The sequence below is a fragment of the Acinetobacter sp. I-MWF genome (genome assembly GCF_025433935.1).
Classification (GTDB): domain Bacteria; phylum Pseudomonadota; class Gammaproteobacteria; order Pseudomonadales; family Moraxellaceae; genus Acinetobacter; species Acinetobacter guillouiae.
The window spans coordinates 1,868,174-1,894,040 of sequence record NZ_JAMBAR010000001.1 but is presented as its reverse complement, the minus strand read 5'-3'; the positions used below and the strand labels follow the sequence as shown (position 1 = coordinate 1,894,040).

The following is a 25,867-nucleotide window of genomic DNA, read 5'->3' as shown; positions in this document are numbered from 1 at the left end:
CCTCAATGAAGTGCATATTTATTTTTTAATTTCAAACAAGATTCAGCACATTTTTCCAACACCAAATACAAGACAGGCGTTGTATACAACGTCAATAATTGACCCAAGGCTAAACCACCCACAATGACAACACCCAAAGGCTGACGTAGCTCTGCCCCTTCTCCCCAGCTAAGTGCCAGTGGAATTGCACCCAACAACGCTGCGGTATTGGTCATCAGAATTGGACGAAAACGGAGTGCTGCGGCAGACAAAATAGCCTGATATGCAGTCTTGCCTGCTCTTCTTTCTAATAAAGTAAAATCAATTAAAAGAATGGCATTTTTAACAACAATTCCGATCAATAAAAACATGCCCAAGAGTGCAATTAAGGTGAATTGGAAATTAAATAACCATAAAGTCAACAAAGCCCCCAAAGCCACTGCGGGTACTGTCGATAAAATCGTCAATGGATGAATCAGACTTTCATAGGTAACCCCAAGAACGATATAAATAAGTAAGATCACCACACAGACAAGTAACGAGGTCGATAAACCAGCCTGCAAACTTTCCGCCTCGACATCTTTATCTGTCATGATAAAAATTTCATTGGGTAACATCACTTCGGGTAAAACACTACGAATAGCTGCATCCGCTTGTTCATAGCTATAGCCTTGTTTAACCACATAACCAATCCCCATTGCAGCATATTGGTTGCGTCGATAAACCCGATCATTGGTAATACCATAAGACCATGTGGCAAAATTACTGAGTGGTACAGCAATCCCTTGTTGGTTTGGAATGCGTACATTTGCCAGCGCTTCAGGATGTTCAGTAAAGTGTTTATCGACTTCCATCACCACATAAAACTGTTGGGTTTGATCATAAATAGTCGAAATTTGGCGCTGCGAAAATGAGTTATTGAGTACACTTGAAATATTGTCTATATCCACACCCAAACGACGTGCTGCTTCACGGTCAATGTCTAAAGTCACATGCTGAGCACCTTCATCACCCATAGTTTCAACTTCTTCCAACTCTGGAAGCTTCTGCATTGCCTGAGCAACTTTAGGCACCCACTGACGTAGTAACGCAACATCATCAGATTGCAGTAACAACAGATAATCTTGCCCACTTCCACTTGAAAATGGATCATCCAATTCTAGCTCCTGTTTGACTTGTGCAGAAAAAATCGCACCTGCCAGCCATGGGGCATTTTTTTTAATTCTGTCTACAATTTCATGTGAAGATTTGCCATCTCGCTCTGCTTTGGGTTTTAAACTCACCATTAAAAAAGAATTGGTGATTCCGCCAGCACCACCAGACGTACCAATCACATCTTTGACTGCGGGATCCTTTAATACACTTTCACTAAAGGTGGCGATTTTAGGCTGCATAATTTGAAAGGAGAAGCCATCATCCCCTCGAATAAAAGCTTCAACCCGTCCAGTATCTTGCTCAGGTAACACCCGTTTGGGTAATGTTTGATAGACATATACAGAGGCAGCGATTGCACCGCCCCATAGCAGAATGACCAAATAACCATGTTTAATCATCCATTTCAGTGAATGCAAATAGAGTTGACTCAAACCCTGCATCAAGCGATGGCTATAGCGATATAAAGCCTGGTGTTGATAACGCTCCAATGGTTTTAAACAGCGTGCAGATAAGCTTGGCGTAAGGACTAGGGAGACAAATACAGATAAAATAATGATAAAAATCAGTGTTAAAGAAAACTCCCTAAATAATCGTTCGATCACACCACCCATAAATAGCACTGAAATAAAGATCACCACCAAAGCCAAATTCATTGCCAGCAAGGTCAGACCAACTTCTCGAATACTATTTAAGGCAGCTTGTATAGGCTGTTCACCTTGTTCTATATGACGTTCTATGTTTTCCAAAACCACAATTGCATCATCAACCACAAGTCCAATCGCAACAATCACCGCCATAATCGACAAGTTATTCAATGAAAATCCAGCGAGATAAACCAGACTGCATGCGCCAATCAAAGTCACCAGCAAAGCAATACTTGGTACAAGAGCACTTTGCAGACGACCTAACATCAGAGCGACCACAATAATCACCAAAAGCATGGAAAATAATAAAGTATCCCTTGCCTCATTTAAGCCTGCCCGAATAATTTCCGATCCATCCATCACTGTGGTCAGTTGTGAATCTGCTGGAATTAATCTGCTTAACTCTGGTAGTTTTTCTTTGATCTTTTCAATTGTGGCAACGGTATTTGCATTGGGCTGACGGCTGATTTTGATAATGACCGCGGGTTTACCATTGTGAAAACCACTTACATAACGGTTTTCAACCGAATCCTGTACCTCAGCCACATCTTTTAAACGGACAACTGTCTGACCATTTTGATGTACGATCAAATTGGCAAAATCATCCGCTTTTTTTAAACGACTTGGAAGCTCAACTTGCCAACGCAACTGTTCAGTTTCAATTGCCCCTAAGGCTTGTACTGTATTACTTTTTACAATCGCTTCACGAACTTGCTCCAAAGACACCCCTTGTGAAATCAAGGCATTTGGATTGAGTTGAATTCGCACAGCTGGCATAGATGCCCCGTCAATGACAACTTCCCCAACCCCATTAATTTGCGCAAGATTTGGCTGCAGCTGATTGCTGGCAATTTCATAGAGTTTGCCCGCAGAAAGATGTTCTGAACTCAGTGCCAAATAAAAAATTGGACTCTGGCTTGGATTGATCTTGAAATATTCAGGAGGGCTTGGCATTCCAGAAGGCAGCTGTGACATCGCAGCATTGATTGCAGCTTGGACCTCTCTGGCGGCTTCATTGATGTCAGTGTTTAAATCAAAGTGCAAAACCACTTGGGTTGCGCTTTGATTACTTGAAGAATTTATCGCTTTAACCCCTGAAACGCCCATCATGGCACGCTCTAACGGCGTCGCCACGGTAGCAGACATGCTTTCAGGACTTGCACCAGGTAAACTTGCTCGCACCACAATCGTTGGAATATCTGCCTGTGGTAACGCGGCTACAGGTAAGCGAAAATAGGCCAATACACCCAATAATACAATTGCGATTCCCAGTAAAATACTGGCAACAGGTCGGTGAATAAAGGTCGAGAGAAAGGTCAAAACTCTCTCCTTGTCGTATCATGATCTGTGGGTAAATCATCTACAGATAAATCTGAATTGGTATGTTGCAATGAATATTGCAGACGATCAAAAAATAAATAAACCACTGGTGTCGTAAATAACGTCAGGACTTGACTTAAAATCAAACCACCCACCATGACGATCCCAAGAGGCTGACGTAATTCAGCCCCTGAACCCGACGCAAGCATCAATGGAATTGCCCCAACCAGTGCCGCAAGTGTGGTCATTAAAATTGGGCGAAAACGCATCAGTGCGGCTTGATAAATCGCTTGCTGTGGTGACAATCCGTCATTACGTTGTGCAGCCAAAGCAAAATCCACCATCATGATGCCATTTTTCTTGACCAGACCAATCAATAAAATGATCCCAATTAAGGCAATCATGTCCAATGGCCGATTGACCATAAACAATGCCAACAAAGCACCAATTGCAGCAGATGGCAAGGTAGAAAGAATGGTTATCGGGTGAATAAAACTTTCGTACAGAATGCCTAACACAATGTACATGGTCACTATTGCTGCAATCACCAACCAGAACGTATGTTGTTGCGAGTTCTCATAGGCAGCGGCTGCACCTTGTAGTTTTACTTTGACTTCTGTTGGTAGATTTAGACGCTGTTGTACGCGATCAATCGCTTTGATTGCCTCCCCAAGCGCGACCCCTGATGCAAGATTAAAAGATACCCCATTGGCCGGAAATTGTGATTGCTGTTGCAGAATAATAGGCACGCGTTTTTGCACAATATTGGCAACAGAACTGAGTAATATCGGCTCTCCACTTTTATTATGAATATAGGTTTGCCCTAAAGCATCTATACCTTGAGTGAATGTTGGGTCAAGTTCTAAAACAATACGATATTGATTAGATTGCGTGTATAAAGTTGCAATCTGACGCTGCGCAAATAAATTTTGTAAAGCTAAACTGATATCTTCAATGTTTAAACCCAAACGTGATGCGGCATCTCGATTGACATCAATAAATGCTTGTAAGCCTTGTCCACCCTCTTCACTGGTGACTTGTGCAAATTCAGGTTGTAGTCGTAAAGCATCAACAAATATAGGGGTCCATTCGGCTAAATCTGTCGTTTTAGCAGCACTTATACTCAGTTGATATTGAGTACGACTAATTTTATCTTCAATACTCAGCTCTTGTACTGGTTGCATCCAGCCTTCAATCCCTTCAACTTGAGCGAATTGTCCTCTAAGTCGTGCCATAATTTGATCTACAGGATCTCTTTCAGCATGCGGCTTTAGATTAATTAAAATACGTCCATTACTCAGTTTTGGATTATTGGCATCTATACCAATAAATGAAGACAAACTTTCCACAGCAGGATCTTTTAAGATCTGCCCCGCGAGTGTTTGTTGACGCTTACTCATGGCTTGGAATGAAATATCATCAGGCGCTTCAGTCACCACCTGTATGACCCCACTGTCCTGTACAGGGAAAAAGCCTTTGGGAATCATCCAATACAGCAGACCCGCTAAAATGACGGTACTCAACATCACCGCAAGAGTCAGTACTTGATGCCGAAAAACCCACTGTAAAGCTTTACCGTATTGCTGGATAATTCGGTCTAGACTCCAGCGACTGTGAGAAGTTGAATGTTTGGCATTTTTTAATAAATATGCGCACATCATTGGCGTCAATGTAAGCGACACCACCAATGAAATTGCGATTGCTGCTGCTAAAGTGACAGCAAATTCATGGAACAGTCGCCCAACCACATCCCCCATAAACAGTAATGGGATTAATACTGCAATCAGGGAAATCGTCAGGGAAATTAAGGTAAAGCCGATTTCTTTAGACCCTTTAAGTGCGGCTTGTAATAAGCTTTCCCCTGCCTCCCGATGTCGTGCAATATTTTCCAACATCACAATTGCATCATCGACTACAAAACCTGTCGCAATGGTGAGTGCCATTAAAGTCAGGTTATTGACAGAAAAGCCTAAAAAATACATGACGACAAAAGTACCAATAATCGACAGTGGTACGGCAATACTAGGAATAATCGTAGCGGATAAATTTCTTAAAAATAAAAAAGTCACCATCACCACCAAGCACACGGCAAAAACCAATTCTTTTTGCACATCATCAATGGAGCTGCGAATACTCTCAGTTCGATCGGTTAACACTCGAATTTTGACATTTTCAGGCAGATTTTTTTGTAGCTCAGGCAATATTTGCTTAATCTGATCTGCAACTTGAATCACATTGGCATTCGGTTGGCGCTGTACATTAACCAAGATTGCAGCTTGACTGCCTGCCCAAGCCGCCATATAGCGATCTTCGCTCCCTTCTATGACTTTTGCCACATCTCTAAGACGTATCGGTGCGCCATTGTTCCAGCGTAAAATTAGATTTTCATAATCTGCAATCGAACGAATCTGATCATTGGCATCCAACATGGTGGTGCGATATGGTCCATCAAAGCTGCCTTTGGGTTGATTTGCATTGGCAGAATTAATTGCAGAACGCACATCCTCAGCACTCATTTTATAGGCAGCAAGTGCCGCAGCATTCATTTGCACGCGTATTGCTGGACGTTGCCCACCCGCGAGGCTGACCATCCCGACACCTGAAAGCTGAGAAAGCTTTTGTGCAACTCGGGTATCCACCATGTCGTAGACTGTTGTTAAAGGTAAAGTTTCTGAACTGATAGCAAGGGTAATCACAGGAACATCAGCAGGATTTACTTTACGGTAAATCGGTGGTGCTGGTAGATCATTGGGTAATTTACTGCTGGCTGTACTGAGTGCTGACTGTACTTCTTGTTCAACGACACCAAGTTCTGCGCTCAGTTCAAACTGCAAGGTAATAACGGATGCCCCCACTGAACTACTAGAAGACATTTGCTTTAAACCAGCAATTTTGCCCATTTCTCGTTCGAGTGGTGCGGTGATTGTGCGTTGTACTGTATCGGGATTGGCGCCAGGTTGAAAAGTATAGACTTGAATAATTGGATAATCGACCTGTGGCAAAGCAGAGACAGGCAACAACCGCCAAACCAAGAAGCCACTCAACAGCAGTGCTAACATCAATAATGTGGTTGCGACTGGACGTAAAATAAAGAATCGTGAAATATTCATGATTTATCCAGCAGTTGGCTTGGCCGTAGAAATTGGCTGTTGATTCTCTACAACAATTTGAACTTCTTTGCCTTCCGAAAGACGATCAATTCCTTCAAGTACTACTTTTTCGCTACCCGTTAATCCGTCTAAAACTTCAATTTGACCATTCGATGTCATCCCCAGTTTTAACATTCGAATTTCGGCTTTATTTTGCGGATTGATGATATAAACATAGCTGCCTTTTGCACCATGTTGTACAGCATCACTCGGGATACTGATTGCATTTTGAATGGTTTGAGTCTTTAAACGCACATTGACAAACTGATTTGGGAATAAGGCATCATCATAATTATCAAAAATTGCTTTTATTTTTAAAGTCCCTGTACTGATATCAATCTGATTATCTATTGCTTGTACATGCCCCAGCGCAAGTTGTTTTTGTTCTGTTTTATCCCAAGCACTTGCCAACACCTTATCGCCATTTTTTAAGGATTGACGCAGATTTACTAAATGGTTTTCTGCCACTGCAAATTGCACAAAAATTGGATGAACTTGAGTAATACTGACTAAACCAGCACTTTCATTGGCTTGAATAAGGTTGCCAGCATCTTTCTGTCTAAATCCAACCCGCCCATCAATAGGTGCATAAATTTTAGTATAAGACAGCTGTAGTTTTGCAGCATCTACTTGCGCCTTGTTCGCCTGTATTTGACCTTTAAGCTGGTTGACCAGCGCCAGTTGCTGTTCTACTTGTTGTTTCGCAATCGAATCTTGTTTAAACAATAATTGATAACGCTGCAACTCTGTTTCAGCATTGTGCAACTGTGCTAAATTCTGCTGCCGTGTTCCTTCAGCCTGTGCAAGTGCGACCTGAAACGGTGCTGGATCAATTTGTGCAAGGAGCTGACCTTTTTTTACGGTTTGCCCTTCTTTAAAATAAATCTGCTGTAAAACCCCAGCAACCTGACTTTGTACATTCACAGTATGCGTAGGAATGACTGTACCAATTGCTTTGATTTCAATCTGTAAATCTTGTCGTTGTACTGGTACAGTTCGCACGGGTACAGGTTTACTCCATTGGCTATATTCCTCTGCGGGTTTGGATGAGGTTTTTTTCCAATAGAAGCCTGCTAGTCCGAAAATAATCAGCAGCATAAATCCAATTAAATATTTAAACTTACGGCCAATAAAACTTTTTTTTGGGTTTACATTTACAGATGGCTTACTCATAAAAACTCTTATTCATACAGTCGCAGAACGATCAAAATTTACAATTGCGAAATAAATAAAGTGAAATTTCAAAGTTATTTATCATTTATCAATTAGATAATAATGTGAAATGTCACAATTACCAACCACCCATCTCATTAATAATCAAGAAGAAATAGTCTTTTAGTTCGCTAATTATCATGTTGCATTTTGTAATTCTTATTATTGCATTTAATAATCATTATCACTATCATTATTTTCAACACCTCCCTTTAATCAATAAACTCCATGTTGTTGGCTTTTCTAACAGGCAACGCTTATGAATTTGAACGTACAAAAGCAGCAATGGTTTGATCATATTTATCAAGACCATCAAAATACTTTACTTTTGTGGTTCAAACATAAACTTCACAACCATCACCACTCTGAAGATCTTAGTCAGGAAGTTTTTTATCGTGCATTAAAAAGTAACTACTGTTTTGAAAATATTAAAGAACCCAAAGCATGGTTATTGGGAATTGCGAAACATGTGATTATTGATCATTGGCGCCACCAACAAGTTGAACACTTATATCTAGATGCACTAATACATACACCACAGGATGGCTATCCATCTGTAGAACATGAAATATGTATTCGAGAAAGTGTCTATCAAGTTCAACAAACGCTAGAAAAGCTACCCGAACGCGTCGCACAGGTTTTTTTATTATCACAAATGGAAGATATGACTTACCGTGCAATCGGTGAAAAACTTAATATTTCTGAAGCCACAGTAAAACGAGATATGAAACAAGCTTTTTTAGCCTGTTCCAGTATTTATACTACAACATTTAACTCATAATCTTTTTACTTATAAAACAAACGATTCAATAAAAATAAATAGATAAAGCCAATTAGACATATTTAAAAATCCTTCTCGAACTTTCATGACATCGATCTATTGATCATACAAATAGTTATAACCCTCTTCCCTATTCGCGCCTGCTCGCTATTGTTGTTACATCCAACAATATCCCTCATTTAAATCATAAAAAAATGAGCTTTTTTTAAAATAAAAACGACTAAGTAGATGAATATGACTCATACGAGAATCTAATGAAGGAACATCAAAGCAAACATGCATTAGCAATTGCAATTCGAACTGCAATTTGGGGTGGATCTATTTGTTTAATACATGGATCTGTATTTGCAGCACCGAACCCATCTGATGGCCAAGAACAAAACTCTACTCAGCTTCCTACCATCACTGTATCTGCCAATAATACCAATAGCCTTACAACCGAAGGCTCTGGTTTATATACCGCAAAAGCTACTACCGCCTCAACAGGCTTGGCACTCAGCCTAAAAGAAACACCGCAATTGGTCAGTGTAATCACACGTCAGCAAATGGAGGATCAAAACTTAACACAATTAACTGATGTCGTAACACAAGCTGCGGGATTAACAATTAATCAAGGTGGAAATATTGGCTCAGATAACTCACCAATTTATGCACGAGGTCAAACTGTAGACAACTATTTATTAGATGGTGTGAAATTACTGAACTCATATTCTAGTATTTTTCAAAGTCAAGACACTGCACTCTTTGACAGAATAGAGATTGTTCGTGGTGCAAATGGTTTAATGACTGGTGCTGGTTCTGCAAGTGCTAGTATTAATATGGTTCGAAAAAAACCATTACAAGACTTTAAAGCTTCTGTAAGTGCTAGTGCTGGTTCTTGGGACGCCTATAGAACAGATATCGATGTTTCATCACCATTGAATCAATCTGGTAATCTCCGTGGTCGTGCTGTATTGGCTTATCAAGATGGTGACTCTTATATCGATCGTTATGCAGAAGAACGCAAAGTTGCCTATGGTGTACTTGAAGCAGATTTAACAGATCGAACCAAAGCAAGTCTTGGAATTAGCTATCAACAAATTGATATTTCAGGCATCGCCCGTGGGGGATTACCTTCATATTATACTGATGGATCTTTAATTGAATGGTCGCGCTCTGATTCGGCTGCTGCAGACTGGACGTACTCAGATCGATCAACTACTGCATTTTTTGCAGATATTGAACACAAGTTCAATGACAATTGGAAACTTAAAGGTATTCTTTCTCGAACAAAAACCTCTTCAGATGAAGTTGTTGGTTATGCTTATAGCTCAGGGATAGATAAACAAACTGGAAAAGGTGCTTTAATTTACGCATCACGTTGGGATTATGAGCCTACTCAAGATTTATTTAATTTAACGCTGAATGGCTCATTTAATTTGTTCAACCAAACCCATGAATTAGTTTTGGGAACAACTTTTACTAAAAGTGAGAATCAACGTCCAACCTACTCAGGCTGGAATAATGGCATGTCTTGGAATGGAAAATTAGACAATATTTTCAGTTGGAATGGCAATACACCAACTCGACCTGAGACGATGATTGACGGCTGGTATAGTGGCGATGACAGTAGTCATTCAATATTCGGTGCTGTCCGGTTAAAACCATCAGATAAGGCAGCAATTATTTTAGGAACACGTGTAGAAGACTGGAAACGTGTCGCTATAAATCATGACAATACTAAAAATACAACAGATATCAAAATCCATAAAGAAAGTGGTGAAGTAATCCCCTATGTAGGACTTACCTATGATTTAACTGACCATTGGACAACATATGCCAGTTATACCAATATTTTTTCACCACAAGATAAAAAGACAGTTAAGGGTGACTATTTAGACCCTCTTGTCGGCAATAGTACTGAACTAGGGATTAAAGGTGAATTTTTTGATAATCAGTTGAATATAGGTGCTGCTGTTTATCAAACTAAAGAAGATAATTTTGCAGTCGCTGTTCCTGAACAACCCGATAATTCACACATTGCTCCCGATGGATCTCAAGCATATACAGCGGAATCTGGAACCAAAAGCCGCGGTATTGAATTAGAAGCCACAGGAAAACTCTCTGAGTTATGGCAAATTTCAGGAAGTTTTACTCGAAATTTATCACAAAATAGTCAAGGTAATAGTATAAACACCAACATTCCAAATAATACTGCTAAATTATTTAGTACTTATACTCTACCTTACTTTGATCAAGCTCTAACAATAGGTGGTGGTCTACGTTGGCAAAGTGATATTTATTCTGATATAACGCTCCCTGTAAAGACTCGTTTTACCCAAGACAGCTATACTTTGGTTGATTTAATGGTACGTTATAAAATCAATAAAAATTTATTGCTGAATTTAAATATCAATAACTTGTTTAATGAAAAATATCATTTAGCTACAACGAATAGTTACTACGGTGCACCAACTAATTTTAGAGTGGGTTTAAAATACGATTGGTAATTTGGAAACCTATTTATAATTAGCTAAACATTGATTTAGCTTAAATAAATTAATAGGTTAAATATAGAGAAAGTTACCGTTAAGGTGGCTTTCTCTACAAATTCAAATGTTATCAATATAACTAGAATAAGCTCCTCTGCAGGCCTAAAAGTAAACCTCATCTATTGTTCTTCCATTGATTGTTAAACTACCTATATGGCAGTGAACTAAACGCAAAAGACCACCAAACTTAAAAGTAATTTCTAAGCTGCCTATATGGCAGTGAACTTTGCAAAAAAACTTACAGCACACCCTGATGTTTTCTAAGCTGCCTATATGGCAGTGAACTCTGCTTTACGTTTTCCATCGTAATGACATCATTTCTAAGCTGCCTATATGGCAGTGAACAAGTGGGCTTCTCGTTGCAAAGCCTGTTATATTTTCTAAGCTGCCTATATGGCAGTGAACAGGATTTTTTCTGCGTAGAGTTCCCGCCATCGTTTCTAAGCTGCCTATATGGCAGTGAACGGCATTGATCCGCAGCCCATAGACACCAGTCATTTCTAAGCTGCCTATATGGCAGTGAACCATTCAATAGCTTTCAGGACACTTGTATCATTTTTCTAAGCTGCCTATATGGCAGTGAACTTGTTCTTTATATACAATTTCGTTGTTTGCAGTTTCTAAGCTGCCTATATGGCAGTGAACGTAGCGAAAAAGCCCGTAACAAGCCCGTAACATTTCTAAGCTGCCTATATGGCAGTGAACTTTCTGCACGTGCAATAGACTTGATTGCATTGTTTCTAAGCTGCCTATATGGCAGTGAACTGCAACACAAGCTCTCGTTGATGGTGTTGGATTTTCTAAGCTGCCTATATGGCAGTGAACGCACACTCCGCTGCAGTGCAAATTCTTGTCCATTTCTAAGCTGCCTATATGGCAGTGAACGAATGGATGACCGTTCAACATTTCCTTTGATCTTTCTAAGCTGCCTATATGGCAGTGAACTATTTTTATTCAACTTACTAAAATCATAAGTATTTCTAAGCTGCCTATATGGCAGTGAACCTCAAACAGATAACAGAAAAGTATTGTGGAGTTTTCTAAGCTGCCTATATGGCAGTGAACATAAAAGCTCAGTATTTTCAATACTTCTGAATTTTCTAAGCTGCCTATATGGCAGTGAACTATTTTTAAGTGACCAACTAGCATATTCCTTTTTTCTAAGCTGCCTATATGGCAGTGAACGTGATGGTAAATCATCAACCCAACGTGGTTATTTTCTAAGCTGCCTATATGGCAGTGAACTGTTGGAATTCAGCAGGACAACCCATTCAAGATTTCTAAGCTGCCTATATGGCAGTGAACTATAATTTTAAATCAAAAAACGCTCTGATAACAGCCAGTTAAGTATAAAAACCATAAAATACCCAAAGTTTTTAAAGCACACATAACCTATTGATTTTATTAAACTATAAAATTATCGAAAAATATTGGGGGAAATTTTGGTGCGAATAAAAATGCTTAAATCAAGAAAATCATTGCTTTACTATTTTATATACAGCACTTAACTCATCGAAATAAAATCACTTTTCCTAATAAAAACACATAACAAAAAAACCATCCAAAGATGGTTTTTATAACGCATGATTTATTACTGAAGTAAGTTTTCACTTCAGTATACTTGATTAAAATTTAAAGGTTGCGCCTACAAATACTTTTTGACGTTCTACCAAATAGTTATCTCCACCATTTGACAGCTTTTTATCAAATAGGTTAGTAAAGCCACCACGTACAGTCAATTTATCATTCACTTGATAATTACTTGCTAGATTTACAATCGTATGTGGTTTTTGCATCGTAGGAGTAGCACCTTTATCGGTCAAATATTGCTTACCTAAATATTGCGCAGACAACTCCACATTGAGTGGATCTGTTGGCTGCCAATTTAGAGCTGAATTTACCGTTAATTTTGAAGTGGTTAGTAAAGTTGCACCAGTATCTTCATTTTTTGCTTTTAAGAAATACGTTGCATTATTATTCCATTTTAGATTGTCTAAAATCGGGAAATTTACAACCATTTCTATACCACGTGTTACTGCTTTTTGAATATTCTCATTGCGAGTAAACCAAGTACCGTAATAATAACCTAATGGGGAGTAATCAATTTTATTTTTAAAATCTGTATGGAAAAACGTCAAACCTAGGTCTGTACCAAAACCAGTATAATTTACTCCAATTTCATAGTTTGTGCTTTCTTCTGGTTTAAGGTTAGGATTACCTGTCATAAAACAACTACCACCCGTATATTCATGTGGTTGTTTATTCTCATCATACCAAGTTCTACCTCTTAGCCCATTACAACCATTCCCACCAGATTCAGTTGCCCCACCAGGAGATGATTCTTTCACTGTTGGTGCACGAAAACCTTTTGAGATCCCGCCTTTAATTACCAAATCATCTGTGGGGCTATACACTAAATAACCTCTTGGACTATGATGTGCACCATATTTATCGTCATGATCTAAACGATTCCCTACTGTTAATGTCAAATTATCAAGCAGTGAAATATTGTCTTCAAGAAATAATGCCCAGCTCTTATTATCTACCTTAGGATTATTATATCCTTGTCCATCCCAACTCCCGCCTGGTAGAGTCCCAATCGTGTCAGTATTGGTTAATTCTTGTTTTTTCCATTGGCCTCCGACAGTTAAGACCTGCTTAAACATTGCCTCAAATGGCATAGTTAAACTACCTTCAACAATCATTTCATTTGATTTGCTCGTAACCTCACCTATACTCGAGTCATAATCATTGTAATAAGCATTTAATTTGGATTTACCAATCTCCCATTCAGCTTCATGCGATATGCTATATGTATTATGTTCTAATTTATTTGCGCCCCAACTGGTCTCCTGTTCAGCACCTGTTGTGGCGTTAATTTGAGAACCTTTTTCATTCTTTTGAATACTGTGTCCTGCTTCAAAACTGAGTGACTGTTTATCTGTTGGCTGATAGTGCAACATCGCATTGTAGTTTTGATCTTGAGAACCTGTAGTCCCATTTCCTGCTTTATATTTTTTATCTGCCTCTCGTTCTGTCATCCCTGCTGTCAAGCGCAGACCTAAGGTATCAGTTAATGGGCCAGCGGCCATAACACCTGTTTGTAAAGACGTACCTAAATCTGAAGAAGTCGTGGGCTGAATATAATTTAAAGTGACATTACCTCCCCAAACACTGGGGATTTTCTTTGTAATAATATTAATTACACCACCCATGGCATCTGAGCCATATAAGGAAGACATTGGACCACGAACAACTTCAATTCTCTCAATCATGTCGGGTGTAATCCAGTTTAAATCCTGACGACCTAAATTTGGACGATAACTGACATCTCTTGAAGACCCGATGCGTTTGCCATCAACTAAAATCAATGTGTAATTGTCTGGTAAACCACGTAATTTAATCTTAGAACCTTCCTTCGAAGGACTAATTCCACCCGTTACCCCGGGGACTTTACTTAATAACTCTCCAAGACTACCGACAGGTTGTTTTTCAATATCTTCACTTGTAATAACACTAATACTTGCTGGTGCTTCTTTAACATCTACAGCCTGACTACTCGCAGTCACCACAATTGTTTTTAACTTTGTCGCATCTTCAGAAGAATCTTTTGCAAATGCTGAAATTGACATTGCTGTGAGTATGGAAATTGACAGCGTTTGAAATCTTAATTGTTTATTCATGTTAATACGCAACTCAAATTAAGGAGGAATTGTGAAAGAATTGTTGCGCATTGTATTTGAGCAAAACCTCAAATGCAATTGCTAATAATAATAATTATCATTTATTTAATTTTAATTTATAGTCAATTAACAGAGAAATACTCAATCATAATCATATGAAAAACAACGCTATAAAAGTCAAAACTAAGCTGAAGTTTTGTCAAAAATAAATTTAAAAAAAATCTATTTATCATATTGTTTCTAGACTTTCTTTTCAAAAAAAGAGAGCTTACAAGCCATAAAACTGCTTGTAAGCTCTCTTTTGCTTATTTTACTCAATATCATCAAGCTCAAATTGGTCAGCTTTACAGAATCAAATATATTAAAAATTTATAAATATCAAAGTCATCAATAATTAGTACAACATTTTTGATCAATCTTACTCGAATTTTTCTGATTCAAGATAAATAAGACCCGCTTTTCCCCCTAAAAAGCACAGTCCCGTTTCTTGATAAAATTGATAATTTAAATATTACTTTTTTGGTAAAGTCGGTTTAGTCGCGTAATCAACACCATGCTTTTCTAAATACTCACGAATCAGTTGGCGAACCACTTGTGAAGGCTTTAGATCCTGACGGTTGCACAATTCTTCAAAAGCTTCCTTTTTATTCGGGTCTATCAAAATAGTTAATCTTGCTGTTTTATTTTCCATATCCCCAATCTCTTAATTTATTTAGAAATAGAATTCTAATAACATTTATGAGATTTTCAATGATATTTTTTTATTTTATGGTATTCATATTTATAACTTTACATTCATAGACTTAAGTCGACTATTTCACTCAAGTTTTAACATCTTTATATAGCCTATATTCGGGCTATATTTATATGCTAAATATGCATTCTATTTTATTAGTATTGATGATTTAAAATGGCTATTACATCGTATCCAATATAATAGCCAATTGCTGCTTTTAAGAAAAATCTAACTCTTTTTCAAAAATTCGAAGTTCATGTCTTGCCATCGCTAAGTTCGATTTTTGGCGGTCCAATACCAGATATAAAAATAAATCGCTATTCTTTTCAAGTGGACGTAATAAATGGTACTGCTTCCCGAGTGTGATCAAAACATCATCAATCGTATCTTTCAAATCTAGGGCTTTTGCTGTTTTAATTTTTGCTCTTAAAACTTCCGTATTTCCAGCAGCAGCAAGCTCTAAATCGATCCCCGTTCCTTGAGCGGCAAGTGATAATCCGCTTGTATAGTCTACAAGTGCTGCTGCTGTGAAGCCATCAATCTCAGCCAATGGATTTAAGTCAATTTTAGCCATTATTTTTTACCCCTTTTATTCAATATAAGATGATTTATATAGATTTATAACGCTATATAACAACATAAAAATATCATAAAATGATAATAAAATATTATATTATTATAATAATATGTGATTTTTTTAATGTTTTTCAGCACCTTGACACACAAAAGCCCTCCAATGAGGGCTCTATCAAGCTTTTGTACTTTTTAACTCCGTACTTACATTCCTATAGTAAAATTAGATCTTTTTCTTTTAGCAACTTTTTATAATTTTTGTTTGTTTTGTTTTTCATAGGTAAATCGTAGATAAGAAATCTGTGAAAATAATTACAGTTAAAAAATATCCAATTAATTTTTAAATCCAACACCATGATTGCATAGCATTTTTTGACAATAAAAATTAGCCAAAAGTACTCTTGGTTAAAACCACAAAATTAGTCGTCATTCTGCTTGAATGATATTTTCATTTGTTTAAAAACCAAACCCGATGCGATAAAACCAAGGCATCCAATAACGATAAACTCAACAATAGCTTCCGTTAAACCGAGAACAAAAAAAACTATGGATAAGACTACCGATACAGTAAAAACGATCTTCCCAAACATTAGAATTAAGCCACTTTAAAGATCAATGTAAATTTAACTATAAAATCATAGTATATAAGTTTTATGAAATTAAATAAGTAACTATAAATTTCTGTGTAATCATCATTGCACTGAGCTCAATGATTGTCTATGTTTTGGATTTGTAGTCTTGCTTTAATCCACTATATTTTTACAACGCTAGATGAAAAATCCTATTTTTAGAAAAAACCTGAACAAATTATCAATCTATTAAATTTAACTGCCCATCCGTTATTTTTAAATTAAATGAAGTTAAGAATTTAGCAGTTCTGTTCTTTTGGAGATAGAATTCCTAGATTTATATCTATCAACTGCGATACAAACATTATGCTCAAGCTGAAGATATGTCAAAGTTAAAATACGATATCGGCAATAGCTGCAGAATCAAGATAAAAACCCTATTGTATTTTTAAGAATTTAGATTCACTTTTCATGTGATTCAATATTAATGATCAGGAAATTATTGATCTTGTCATGATAAAATCATTTTTTTAAAGTAAGTCAAAAATCGTTTGGAAGAATTTTTCATGAAACTTATAGTAATTTTATCTACTTTTACGGTTTTACTTTCCGGTTGTGCTGCAATGAGTGTTGAACAATGTAAAACTGCAAATTGGTTTAACGTTGGTGAAAAAGATGGCGCTGCTGGAAATAAATCCCACATAGATAAATACTATTCCTCTTGTAAAAAAGCCAATATTATTCCTAGTCAAAATCTTTATGAAATGGGTTACCTAAAAGGTTTAGGGGCTTACTGTCAACCTGAAAATATCTTTTATGAAGCTTTAGAAGGTCGCGGTAATTTTCGAGTTTGCCCTGCAGAGAAACGTGAATCCTTACGTCATTATTATCAAGTGGCCAGTAACTTTTATCATGCGAATTCAGAATTTAACACTTCACAAAACAATCTAGATTACTATCTTGGAAAATTAGACAGCAAAGATCTATCTGCCAAAGATCGCGACGACTATAAAAAGAAATTATCTGATCTTCGTAGCAATAGCAGTCAAGTACGCTCACGTTATCAAGACGCACTTCGGAATCTGGAACGCTTTAAAGCTGAGCATGATCTCTATTAGTTTTAAACAAAGTCACAAACAACTACTCACGAGCGATTTCGAACACTGTTTTGGAATAAGTTGTTCGAATAAAAAAGCCTCACATCACTGTGAGGCTTCCCCTTAATTTTGCGCTGATTAAGGATTATTGTATGTTTATTCACTATAATGAATTAACAATCACAGTTTTACTAAATAACGTGAAATGTGTCAATTTTAAATCATAAAATAAGCATACTTCTTCAACTATTCACCATCATTCAATGATACAGACTTGTTTTCTTAATGGGCTATCATCTGCAAGATCGTCATTAGATGAACCAATACCATGTGTAATGCCATTTTCATCATAAAATGACAAATATGTATAGATCTTATTTTTATCACAGTCTACATAATTTATCATTTTCATATATTTAAAAGAATTCTCCTGCCTATCCTTAGCGACTCTTAGCATCACTGCTTTATATCTAGGCTGGTCCAATTTTGGCTCTCTTTTTACAAGAAAAAGCGACTTTTTTATTTTAGATGTATGTTTATCATCTAGCTCTTTTTTAAACTTTTTAATATCTAATTTTTCTTCAAGAAAAGTTGGTTTTATTGGATCAGCAAAGCTAAATTTCGAATTCAATATAAAAAATACCAAAAGAATTTTGTTCATCATTGATTTGAATGTCATATACAAAAAGTTCAATCATATAAATTAAAGCCCCAACTTTTGATGGGTGCATTTGCGAATTGATTTTAAAGACTTATATCAATATCAATGTTGTTGGTAATGTCAGAAACAATATCTTTACTCGTATTCACAATCAACCGACCTGTTTCCAAGATCAGATCAACGGCATCCAAAGGATTGATCGAATTCACGATATCATTCATTACGCTAGAATCTTTTTGTTCTGGTTGAGATTGCTGTTCTAGATCTTGATTTTCTAAATTATTCACTTTGTTCTCCCATAAGCCTCGCATAAGAATTCCACAGTGAATTCAGGGGCTATTCAGTTGACTACATCACGATAGCAGAACTATGCCATATTGCCTCTACGCGGCCAATAGCTGACATCAATTCACTGATTTGATCCTGCAAATGCAGAGTCTTAGCTTGATCTTGTTGATATGTATCTTATTTTCGACATATGATTCAACCCACAATAAAACGAGACAGACTATTGAAATGATTTTCATCGTTGGGACTGTCTTGATTGAAAAAATTAAACCCTATCAAAAAGTAAAACTTGGTTCGTTTAGGTGGTGGAATAAAGTTATGGTTATTTCCTTCAGGAGACATTAAAACTTACAGTGCTTTAATTCCAAAAAACAGAAAATATTTTTTCTTTACCAGCATTTTTGATCCTCACCTTATAGCCTGCTTTCTTAAATTCTTCACCCAGATTAACGATGTCATGTTGTGCGAAATCTGTAGTGATGTATTCACTTACAAATAACTCTCCTTCATCGGCTTTTAATCTAATTTGTGTTTTCAAAAATCTTTTAAGCTGCTCAATTGAAAAATATGGCGCTTGATTGGAATCTGTTTTAGTCTCATTCATTTTAGGTATTGGCATTTAAAAACTCACACTCACAAAGTAAAAAAATATTATGAACAGCTTAACTTTGAATTGAGTATAGAAATTGAAATATCATGTATTCCATGTCATTTCATTTATATGATTATTTTTTAACAACTTTTAGACAATGATGACACACCGCCAACTCTCCGTCTTTACAATAATGCGTATCAATCACCCGATGAAAGCCAAACATACATTTTAATAACTGGATCAAAATCAATCCCTCCATAAAGTAAGAAGCCCATCTCAAGATGAGCTTTTCTATTGAACAGTTTTATTTTGGAAACCATACGCCTGTTGGTACATTTCCCAACAGGTGTACCAGTAAAGTTAAGGCAATAAATACGGAAAAGAAAAAAACGATGTTTATTGATTTGTCTATCATGATTTCACCCTCATTTTATTGTTGTTTCTTTTTTATACAATAAATTATGTAAAATATCAAACAATTTAAGCAACTTAAAATATATTTTTTACCATTTGTTAAAATAAATTATCAAACAATCAAAATAAAAAAATCATGGATTATCCAAAATAATCACCATTTCACTGTAACCGAAATGCAGCAAGGCAAAATGCAAAAATATAAAAAAAAGACGCCATAGCATCTTTCATTTATATGAAGTTTATTTAAACAATAATATTTAATTTTTTAAGTAAAAAATTTTTAATAATTTCATTCTCATCTAATAACATCAGTTCATCAGATACCCAAAAAATATAAAATACGTTTTTAAACTGAATCTTTCTTTTAAAATAGTTTGTTGTTGAATTAGGTAATTTGCCTTTTACTTTAAAAGACTTTTTATTATCATTTCCTAACAACTTACTTCCATGCCAGGGACCGCCTATACAAATATTCATAAGAATTAATTTTAAAGATGTTGTTCTGAATTTACATCAAATTTATAAATAAACAACCCATACCTTCGTATAGATTTTAAGCAAAACAATAAAAGACCACATTATTAGATCAAATAGTACATTATTTGAACTGCAATGATGTTAAGTTAGAAAGCAGAACATCCGTTTACAGTAGCTATTTCAAATATGAATTCATTCATATTTATTAAAAGTGTGCTTAAAATCACATTAAATCCTCAATATTCTTTAAATAAAGCTTAAGTATTCATTTTTTAAATCATTTTTATGCTTTTAGATAGAAGCCAGATACCTATCATTTATTGATCAGGATAAAATTAATAAACCCACCTAAAAATAGGTGGGTTTATTAAAGACTTAAATACCAAGTCAAAGTGAAAAGCACAACCTTCTTCACTGGTTAAATTTTACACAATTCATATTAAGATTCAAGAAAATATTTTACCTTTTGGTAAAGCTTCATATATGTATCGTAAATTTTATGTAACAGACTGCTTAAATCCTTAGCAAATCACCTAAGGATTGTCGGCCTAAGCGATCTAAAGCTTAAATTTTCATGGATTACAATAACCACGCGCTTGATTCAAATATGTCATATCACACATATAAAAACTGGATTCAACATATTGATTAAATATAATAATTTATAATTCAAAAACGTAGCCTAATAAGATTTTCCAATAACCCCGTAAGTGAAAGTAAGTATGAAATATTCAAAGTAATAAGCCTATTACTATAATACTCATACATAAAGTCATTGGCTTTTTAAAAATTTTTTAAGCTTTGGTTATTTATACTTATACGATCATTAATTGGGTTTTGATAAATGATTGACAATCTCACCTATTTTGCAAAAGTTATAAGAGCATATTTTGTCTCAGATAAGCAATATTTAACCAAACGTTTTATTAATAAACTTGGCTATATTCCCAATTTTGATCAACCCAAAAGTTTTAATGAAAAAGTTACAGCAAGAATGATTTTTGAAAGAGATCCATTGCATACCTTATTGGCTGATAAATTGGCTGTAAGAGAAGTGATCAGCAATAAAATTTGTTCTTCTCATCTGGTCCCATTGATCGGTGTATACCAATCATTCAATGAAATTGACTTTAGTCGACTGCCCGATAGATTTGTTTTGAAATGCAATCATGATAGCGGCAGCGCAATCGTCTGCAATGATAAGTGTCAATTTGATCAAAGAAATGCGGAAAACAAATTAACACATCATTTAAAGCAAAATATGTATTTCAGGAAAAGAGAATGGCATTACAAAAATATTAAGCCATCAATTTTAGCTGAGCAATATGTTGAATTATTGATTGACCAAGAAACTAAATTAACCATTACCACATGTAGAGTCCATTGCTTTGAAGGTCAACCCAAATTTATCGAAGTCGATGTACAAGATAGTCTCAAAAATGAATATTCAAATATTTACGATACTTCGTGGACACTCCAACCATTTACAGTTGATTTAAAAAGCAATAGCCCTGCATATTTAAAAAAACCAGCTCGGCTAAGCATCTTAATTGAGTTATCACAAACGCTCTGCCTGAAATATGGTTATAGTCGAATAGATTTTTTGATATCAAAAAATAATATCTATTTCAGTGAAATAACCCTAACACCTAATGCTGGAAGAATGGTTATTGAACCCAAAGAATGGGATATGAAACTTGGTAGTTATTGGCATTTATTTTAAAATGATGTAAGAAATACCCACAAAGAGCTGGTCTTGTGGGTATAAATCATAAAAATGAGTAAAAAACACACGAAGTTTAGTTCAATGAAAATATGACTTATTGCATGTAGTTTATATATCGCTACACAATAAATTTAAACTCAAATTTTCCTTTATAATCAATAGCATCTAAATAATCTTTAATATCATGTGCTATATTCTTAAAGGTTTCTAAAACATCACTTGGTGGATCAATAACAACTTCAATTTTATAATTTTCATCTTCTTTTTTTGTAGTATGTGTATATACCCCATCACAGCTCATTTTTAATTTGAGATAATCCTCTAGTGTTTTAGTTAAATGATTTGTTACCAGCTCAATTTTTGAAAATTTGTGCATATCCCTTCTTTCCTAAATCACTAGTCATAACCAGATAAAGAATCTCGTATCTCCCCAATCAAATACTCTTTAACTTATCAGAAAGACCAGTTATCCAGACATTGGTGCTTAAGTTACGATTCACTATATCGTATTTTATAGATATACTAATTCAATCTTAGGATGAAAATCAACTACTATTCTTTTGAAATTTCTACTATTTTGAGATTTAATGCCAATAAAAAAACAATTTTTAGTTATTTTCCCCTTCTATTCTTACATTTCCTAATATATTTGTACCCTTGTAGTTGTTAAAAAAGATTTTTCATAAATCAAAAAATGATCATATTGAGTGAATCAGATGGATATTGAAAGTTCCTTCTCGCTTTGGAAGAAAGCTAGGATGAGGGGGATTTTATGTTGATCTATGGTCTTAAAAAGGACTTATGCAGATGTCTAAAATATAAAACTTAAAGTCATATCTACAATGGTTGCAACTCTTCATATCATTTTACTCAGCACTAATCCAAGTACGAGCCAGTCCATGTATGACCTAATCTATGTACAACCTAATCTAAGTTTGATGAATAAAACACGAAAAATAATTTATCTTCAAATGACAACAAAATCAAAAATGTTATTGATTTAAATGAATTAATATTTAGAAAAATCAGAATAGTGATTTTAAAACCAATGACAATAAATCATTTATCATCATGCGTTCATCTATTTTCCATACAAGACTCCTTTAGAGACTATTATAACACTATCTTAAAATTCTTATAACCAATAGACACTTAAATAAAAAATACTGATTAAACTAAGAAACTGATAGACATTTTTCAAAGTTTTTTAAATGAATACTTTTTGTTTCATAACATTTCCAACATATAAGTCCATACATAAAAGTGTTATAGTATAACAATTCAAAAATGAGCTTTTCATGACAAATCCATATATCAATAGCAAATTCTATATTTTAATTTTGGTCTTATTTATATCAATTATGACCACTAATGTAATCCATAATGACTTTTCAGACAGCTTATTAACCATAATTAACTGTTTTATCATCATAAAAATATTACATGTATTGTCCATTCAACTTTTAAACACAATCTTTAAAATTTGCAATCCTTAATTCATTTAAATGATACAGTTATATTTATTCAATATAGATAAATAAAATGATCTACAGCAACGGCCAAAATATTTAAAATAAAATACTTATAAGTACAAATAAGTTTAGGAAATGCTAAAATCATCAATTTAATTTTTATAGAAAAAAACCCTCAAATGAGGGCTCTTATACACTTCTTCTTAGTATCCAACAGTAAAACGTTGATTAATATGGTTGTTATTTTCAATTTCATCAGATAATGCTATCGCAAAATCTTCAGCTGAAATTTTACTGCCATCTTTACCAATTATAAGTTCATCTTTGCCTAAACGAAATTCTCCAGTACGTTTACCTGGACCAAACTCTGCCGAAGGTGATATAAAAGTCCATTCAATATCATCGACTTGTTTAAGTTTTTCAAGAAAATTTACAGCAGCTTCTGCTTCAGGTTTATACGCGGCTGGGAAATCATCTGTATCCAATAAGCGTACATTTTTGTTGGGAATAGTCAGTCCACCAGCACCACCAACAACCAAATAACGCTTAACTTTAGAATCCCGAATTGTGTTAATCAATGCATTCGCATCTAAGCCATGAAAAGGAACAGCACTTATCACAACATCTTGCCCTTTTAGAGCTTCTACAAGCGCTTCATGATCATTTAAGTCCACATCTACGGATAAGACACGCTCTGTATCTGGTACTTTATGTGTATTACGTGCGATGGCTTTAACGTAATGACCACGTGAAACAAGCTCTTCTAAAATACGTGAACCCGCCATACCTGTTGCACCAATTAAAGCAATCTTCATAATCGTTCCTCACTTATTTAAGATAATTCAAAAATCTTAATCAAATAGTTTTATAAACCATTAAATATAAAACTTATAATCTTTAAAATTTTATAAATAATTTACACATGAAATAATTAACAATTTATAGATTAAGATTGATAATCCATTATCACCTAAATAGTTTTATTATAAATCATTAGTTAAGTTTATTTTCTGTCAAAATCATGTAAGCAATGTCACTTTTTAATAGTCTCATGTATAGGTATTTATTTTAAGTATAATGATTTTAGTAACTGGCTTTCACTTGAATAAAGTTTATGCCTTATTTTTAAATATACCTACTAAGATGGCTGAGCTGCCCTAGCTTCCCCTGTTAAAGGTGGCCAAGAAACAGAAAAACGTTATGATTATTCACTTCGAGTAGCTAAACACAGCCCTAAATTTTTGCATCTTTAAAAACTACCATGAATGTAGCATCTTATATTCAGGATGTAGTTTTGATTAGTTAAGTTACTCTATGAGGTAACTCTTCGTCACTTTAGACCGATTAAATTAAGGCTAAAATTATAAAAATGAATTGAGAAGCGTAGAATATTTGATTCAACTGCTTCTCATCATTTGTCGTTGCTGGCGAACTAATCCTAGCTGCATCTTTCTTTCAAGTATTTCCTCTTCAGAGAATGATAAAGAATCTTTTAATATTTCAATAGGTAATGAACTATTTTCAATCAAATAGCAGTCTTGATCAGTTGACCATTCTGAAATCAATGCTGCATTTTTTCGCTTATGTCTATGATGCATATAAATACCCTTAATCAAAAAATTTTATAGATTTATTTGCCGATCAACCCATTCCAAAAATTTATTTTTATTATTTATTTCAGGTGCATTGACTATTACTATATTTTTTTTATTGCCAAATTTACCCGAGATTTTGTTTGGTTTCTCAAAATTGAACTCATCATCTGTGCCCTCATTTAAAGCTCTGAAATATTCAGCGATCTTCTCAAAATTTGTTTTACTATTAAACTCAGGTCTTAAAAGTAAAAAATTATAAATTTGTTCTAAAACAAAATCGTAGTTAATATTTTTCATAATGTGCTCAGTTCAAATTTATTTAAATGATTTAAGTACTTTCAAATTCAGTATATCTAACGATAGAATGATTAAATTCTATCGTTAGATGGTTTATAGTGACTATGCCTTTCCACGAGAAATAAAACCAATCACAGTAAGGATAACAGCTACTACTAATAAAATAACTGCAAAATCTTTTGAAAGACCTGCTACACCACCAAATCCTAAAAGACTCGCTATAAGTGCTATTACAGCAAAGATAATCGCCCAACGAAACATACTATAGTACTCCCTAAAATATATTTTGATTTAAAACAACACTATAAATTAATATTTTAATTCAAGTGTTATTTTATGTGATTAAAATGTTCTAGTTTATAATATTTACAACTCAAAATAACACCCAACACTTAAACTCACCAATTAAGATCAACTTAAAATTAAAAAATAAAAAAGTAATCATTAAAACTTACTTTTTATATAATTTATTAAGAATAAAAAATCTATCGACACGTGTATCCTTTAATTTCGGCATAATCATTTTTATAATCAATAAAACAGAGCAAGAAATAAAAAGCATGACGATGACTTCAACCGAGTAACTTATCATGAATAAAAGGCTATAGAATCCTAAGAAGTAAGATAGACTTAGGAATACCTTTTGCAAATAAATTGTGATGAATACCCCATACAATAAAGCTGATAAAAACAAGTTGAGTTTTTTATTCATCCCCAATTGATCAAAAATAATAATAAGCAATGAAATACTTAAAACAGAGACAATAAAAATAACAATATTTTTTAAAATTTGCATTTCATCCTCTCTCATTTCATATTTATAAAAATGCTCCCCCCTTAGTTGTCCGACTAAGGGGGAAGGCTCCCCCAATACACAACACTTTTTATTCAACACATCATTTTTATAACG

At 34.8% G+C, this 25,867-nt stretch carries 20 protein-coding genes and 1 CRISPR repeat array; of the genes, 4 read left to right on the top strand and 16 right to left on the bottom strand.

From position 1 onward, the window contains the following. Window positions 1-2: 2 nt before the first annotated feature. From M2R48_RS08705 to M2R48_RS08695, 3 genes are read right to left on the bottom strand one after another with little or no spacing between them, the layout of a single operon-like run. Complete coding sequence (locus M2R48_RS08705) at window positions 3-3,098, bottom strand: efflux RND transporter permease subunit (RefSeq protein WP_262085801.1); 3,096 nt, start codon at window positions 3,096-3,098, stop codon at window positions 3-5. Further along, window positions 3,095-6,208 carry a multidrug efflux RND transporter permease subunit gene (locus M2R48_RS08700; protein WP_262085800.1) on the bottom strand — a complete coding sequence of 1,038 codons (3,114 nt, stop codon included), beginning with the start codon at window positions 6,206-6,208 and terminating at the stop codon, window positions 3,095-3,097. Before M2R48_RS08700 ends, M2R48_RS08705 begins: the two co-directional genes overlap by 4 nt. 3 nt (window positions 6,209-6,211) lie before the next feature. Beyond that, entirely contained in the window at window positions 6,212-7,420 is a 1,209-nt protein-coding gene (locus tag M2R48_RS08695) for an efflux RND transporter periplasmic adaptor subunit (protein ID WP_262085799.1), read from the bottom strand. 298 nt (window positions 7,421-7,718) lie between these two features. Between M2R48_RS08695 and M2R48_RS08690 the strand changes: the two genes are divergently transcribed. Further along, the gene (locus M2R48_RS08690) at window positions 7,719-8,240 is read left to right on the top strand and encodes an RNA polymerase sigma factor (protein WP_004820783.1); all 522 of its coding nucleotides are present in this window, start codon (window positions 7,719-7,721) and stop codon (window positions 8,238-8,240) included. A 254-nt stretch (window positions 8,241-8,494) separates the two neighbouring features. Beyond that, window positions 8,495-10,729 (top strand): TonB-dependent siderophore receptor, encoded by a 2,235-nt coding sequence (locus M2R48_RS08685; RefSeq protein WP_262085798.1) that lies wholly within the window; start codon window positions 8,495-8,497, stop codon window positions 10,727-10,729. A gap of 179 nt (window positions 10,730-10,908) precedes the next feature. Next, window positions 10,909-12,076: direct repeats of the CRISPR family, unit length 28 nt; unit sequence TTTCTAAGCTGCCTATATGGCAGTGAAC. A gap of 320 nt (window positions 12,077-12,396) precedes the next feature. On the opposite strand, the gene M2R48_RS08680 is transcribed toward M2R48_RS08685, so the two are convergent. The 3 genes from M2R48_RS08680 to M2R48_RS08670 all read right to left on the bottom strand — a co-directional run bounded on the left by M2R48_RS08680 (window position 12,397) and on the right by M2R48_RS08670 (window position 15,764). Next, window positions 12,397-14,454 carry a TonB-dependent receptor domain-containing protein gene (locus M2R48_RS08680; protein ID WP_262085797.1) on the bottom strand — a complete coding sequence of 686 codons (2,058 nt, stop codon included), beginning with the start codon at window positions 14,452-14,454 and terminating at the stop codon, window positions 12,397-12,399. Window positions 14,455-14,965: 511 nt separating this feature from the next. Continuing rightward, window positions 14,966-15,145 carry a ribbon-helix-helix protein, CopG family gene (locus M2R48_RS08675; RefSeq protein ID WP_004721206.1) on the bottom strand — a complete coding sequence of 60 codons (180 nt, stop codon included), beginning with the start codon at window positions 15,143-15,145 and terminating at the stop codon, window positions 14,966-14,968. A 262-nt stretch (window positions 15,146-15,407) separates the two neighbouring features. Then, on the bottom strand, window positions 15,408-15,764 hold the full coding sequence (locus M2R48_RS08670) for a hypothetical protein (RefSeq protein ID WP_004721210.1): 357 nt from the start codon (window positions 15,762-15,764) through the stop codon (window positions 15,408-15,410). A gap of 1,134 nt (window positions 15,765-16,898) precedes the next feature. On the opposite strand from M2R48_RS08670, the gene M2R48_RS08665 reads away from it, so the two are divergent. Continuing rightward, a complete protein-coding gene (locus tag M2R48_RS08665; RefSeq protein ID WP_224965322.1) occupies window positions 16,899-17,450 on the top strand; it encodes a DUF2799 domain-containing protein in 552 nt (183 codons plus the stop codon). 235 nt (window positions 17,451-17,685) lie between these two features. Here M2R48_RS08665 and M2R48_RS08660 read toward each other — a convergent pair whose 3' ends face one another. The 4 genes from M2R48_RS08660 to M2R48_RS08645 form a co-directional block, all read right to left on the bottom strand. Continuing rightward, entirely contained in the window at window positions 17,686-18,093 is a 408-nt protein-coding gene (locus tag M2R48_RS08660; RefSeq protein ID WP_262085796.1) for a hypothetical protein, read from the bottom strand. A gap of 80 nt (window positions 18,094-18,173) precedes the next feature. Next, the gene (locus M2R48_RS08655; protein ID WP_262085795.1) at window positions 18,174-18,377 is read right to left on the bottom strand and encodes a hypothetical protein; all 204 of its coding nucleotides are present in this window, start codon (window positions 18,375-18,377) and stop codon (window positions 18,174-18,176) included. Window positions 18,378-18,736: 359 nt separating this feature from the next. Continuing rightward, the gene (locus M2R48_RS08650; protein ID WP_224965320.1) at window positions 18,737-18,997 is read right to left on the bottom strand and encodes a hypothetical protein; all 261 of its coding nucleotides are present in this window, start codon (window positions 18,995-18,997) and stop codon (window positions 18,737-18,739) included. Window positions 18,998-19,633: 636 nt separating this feature from the next. Continuing rightward, complete coding sequence (locus M2R48_RS08645; protein WP_016539065.1) at window positions 19,634-19,828, bottom strand: hypothetical protein; 195 nt, start codon at window positions 19,826-19,828, stop codon at window positions 19,634-19,636. 883 nt (window positions 19,829-20,711) lie between these two features. Here M2R48_RS08645 and M2R48_RS08640 point away from each other — a divergent pair. Then, window positions 20,712-21,590, top strand: coding sequence for an ATP-grasp fold amidoligase family protein (locus tag M2R48_RS08640; protein WP_262085794.1), 879 nt, complete (start codon window positions 20,712-20,714; stop codon window positions 21,588-21,590). 121 nt (window positions 21,591-21,711) lie between these two features. Here the strand turns inward: M2R48_RS08640 and M2R48_RS08635 are convergent, their stop codons facing one another. The 6 genes from M2R48_RS08635 to M2R48_RS08610 form a co-directional block, all read right to left on the bottom strand. Then, window positions 21,712-21,969, bottom strand: coding sequence for a hypothetical protein (locus M2R48_RS08635; RefSeq protein WP_262085793.1), 258 nt, complete (start codon window positions 21,967-21,969; stop codon window positions 21,712-21,714). A 1,299-nt stretch (window positions 21,970-23,268) separates the two neighbouring features. After that, window positions 23,269-23,880 (bottom strand): NAD(P)-dependent oxidoreductase, encoded by a 612-nt coding sequence (locus M2R48_RS08630; RefSeq protein WP_004820758.1) that lies wholly within the window; start codon window positions 23,878-23,880, stop codon window positions 23,269-23,271. A gap of 582 nt (window positions 23,881-24,462) precedes the next feature. Next, the gene (locus M2R48_RS08625) at window positions 24,463-24,663 is read right to left on the bottom strand and encodes a hypothetical protein (RefSeq protein ID WP_262085792.1); all 201 of its coding nucleotides are present in this window, start codon (window positions 24,661-24,663) and stop codon (window positions 24,463-24,465) included. A 24-nt stretch (window positions 24,664-24,687) separates the two neighbouring features. After that, window positions 24,688-24,957 (bottom strand): hypothetical protein, encoded by a 270-nt coding sequence (locus tag M2R48_RS08620; protein WP_262085791.1) that lies wholly within the window; start codon window positions 24,955-24,957, stop codon window positions 24,688-24,690. Window positions 24,958-25,059: 102 nt separating this feature from the next. Then, on the bottom strand, window positions 25,060-25,218 hold the full coding sequence (locus tag M2R48_RS08615) for a DUF1328 domain-containing protein (protein ID WP_262085790.1): 159 nt from the start codon (window positions 25,216-25,218) through the stop codon (window positions 25,060-25,062). Between the two features lie 190 nt (window positions 25,219-25,408). After that, window positions 25,409-25,852, bottom strand: coding sequence for a hypothetical protein (locus M2R48_RS08610; protein ID WP_410004158.1), 444 nt, complete (start codon window positions 25,850-25,852; stop codon window positions 25,409-25,411). Window positions 25,853-25,867: the final 15 nt, after the last annotated feature.

Coding starts and splice junctions, on each gene's coding strand:
- M2R48_RS08635 (WP_262085793.1), bottom strand. CDS start 21,969: ATGCACAAATTTTCAAAAATTGAGCTGGTAACAAATCATTTAACTAAA.
- M2R48_RS08685 (WP_262085798.1), top strand. CDS start 8,495: ATGAAGGAACATCAAAGCAAACATGCATTAGCAATTGCAATTCGAACT.
- M2R48_RS08675 (WP_004721206.1), bottom strand. CDS start 15,145: ATGGAAAATAAAACAGCAAGATTAACTATTTTGATAGACCCGAATAAA.
- M2R48_RS08630 (WP_004820758.1), bottom strand. CDS start 23,880: ATGAAGATTGCTTTAATTGGTGCAACAGGTATGGCGGGTTCACGTATT.
- M2R48_RS08665 (WP_224965322.1), top strand. CDS start 16,899: ATGAAACTTATAGTAATTTTATCTACTTTTACGGTTTTACTTTCCGGT.
- M2R48_RS08670 (WP_004721210.1), bottom strand. CDS start 15,764: ATGGCTAAAATTGACTTAAATCCATTGGCTGAGATTGATGGCTTCACA.
- M2R48_RS08615 (WP_262085790.1), bottom strand. CDS start 25,218: ATGTTTCGTTGGGCGATTATCTTTGCTGTAATAGCACTTATAGCGAGT.
- M2R48_RS08695 (WP_262085799.1), bottom strand. CDS start 7,420: ATGAGTAAGCCATCTGTAAATGTAAACCCAAAAAAAAGTTTTATTGGC.
- M2R48_RS08625 (WP_262085792.1), bottom strand. CDS start 24,663: ATGCATCATAGACATAAGCGAAAAAATGCAGCATTGATTTCAGAATGG.
- M2R48_RS08700 (WP_262085800.1), bottom strand. CDS start 6,208: ATGAATATTTCACGATTCTTTATTTTACGTCCAGTCGCAACCACATTA.
- M2R48_RS08620 (WP_262085791.1), bottom strand. CDS start 24,957: ATGAAAAATATTAACTACGATTTTGTTTTAGAACAAATTTATAATTTT.
- M2R48_RS08660 (WP_262085796.1), bottom strand. CDS start 18,093: ATGATGAACAAAATTCTTTTGGTATTTTTTATATTGAATTCGAAATTT.
- M2R48_RS08650 (WP_224965320.1), bottom strand. CDS start 18,997: ATGCCAATACCTAAAATGAATGAGACTAAAACAGATTCCAATCAAGCG.
- M2R48_RS08690 (WP_004820783.1), top strand. CDS start 7,719: ATGAATTTGAACGTACAAAAGCAGCAATGGTTTGATCATATTTATCAA.
- M2R48_RS08640 (WP_262085794.1), top strand. CDS start 20,712: ATGATTGACAATCTCACCTATTTTGCAAAAGTTATAAGAGCATATTTT.
- M2R48_RS08680 (WP_262085797.1), bottom strand. CDS start 14,454: ATGAATAAACAATTAAGATTTCAAACGCTGTCAATTTCCATACTCACA.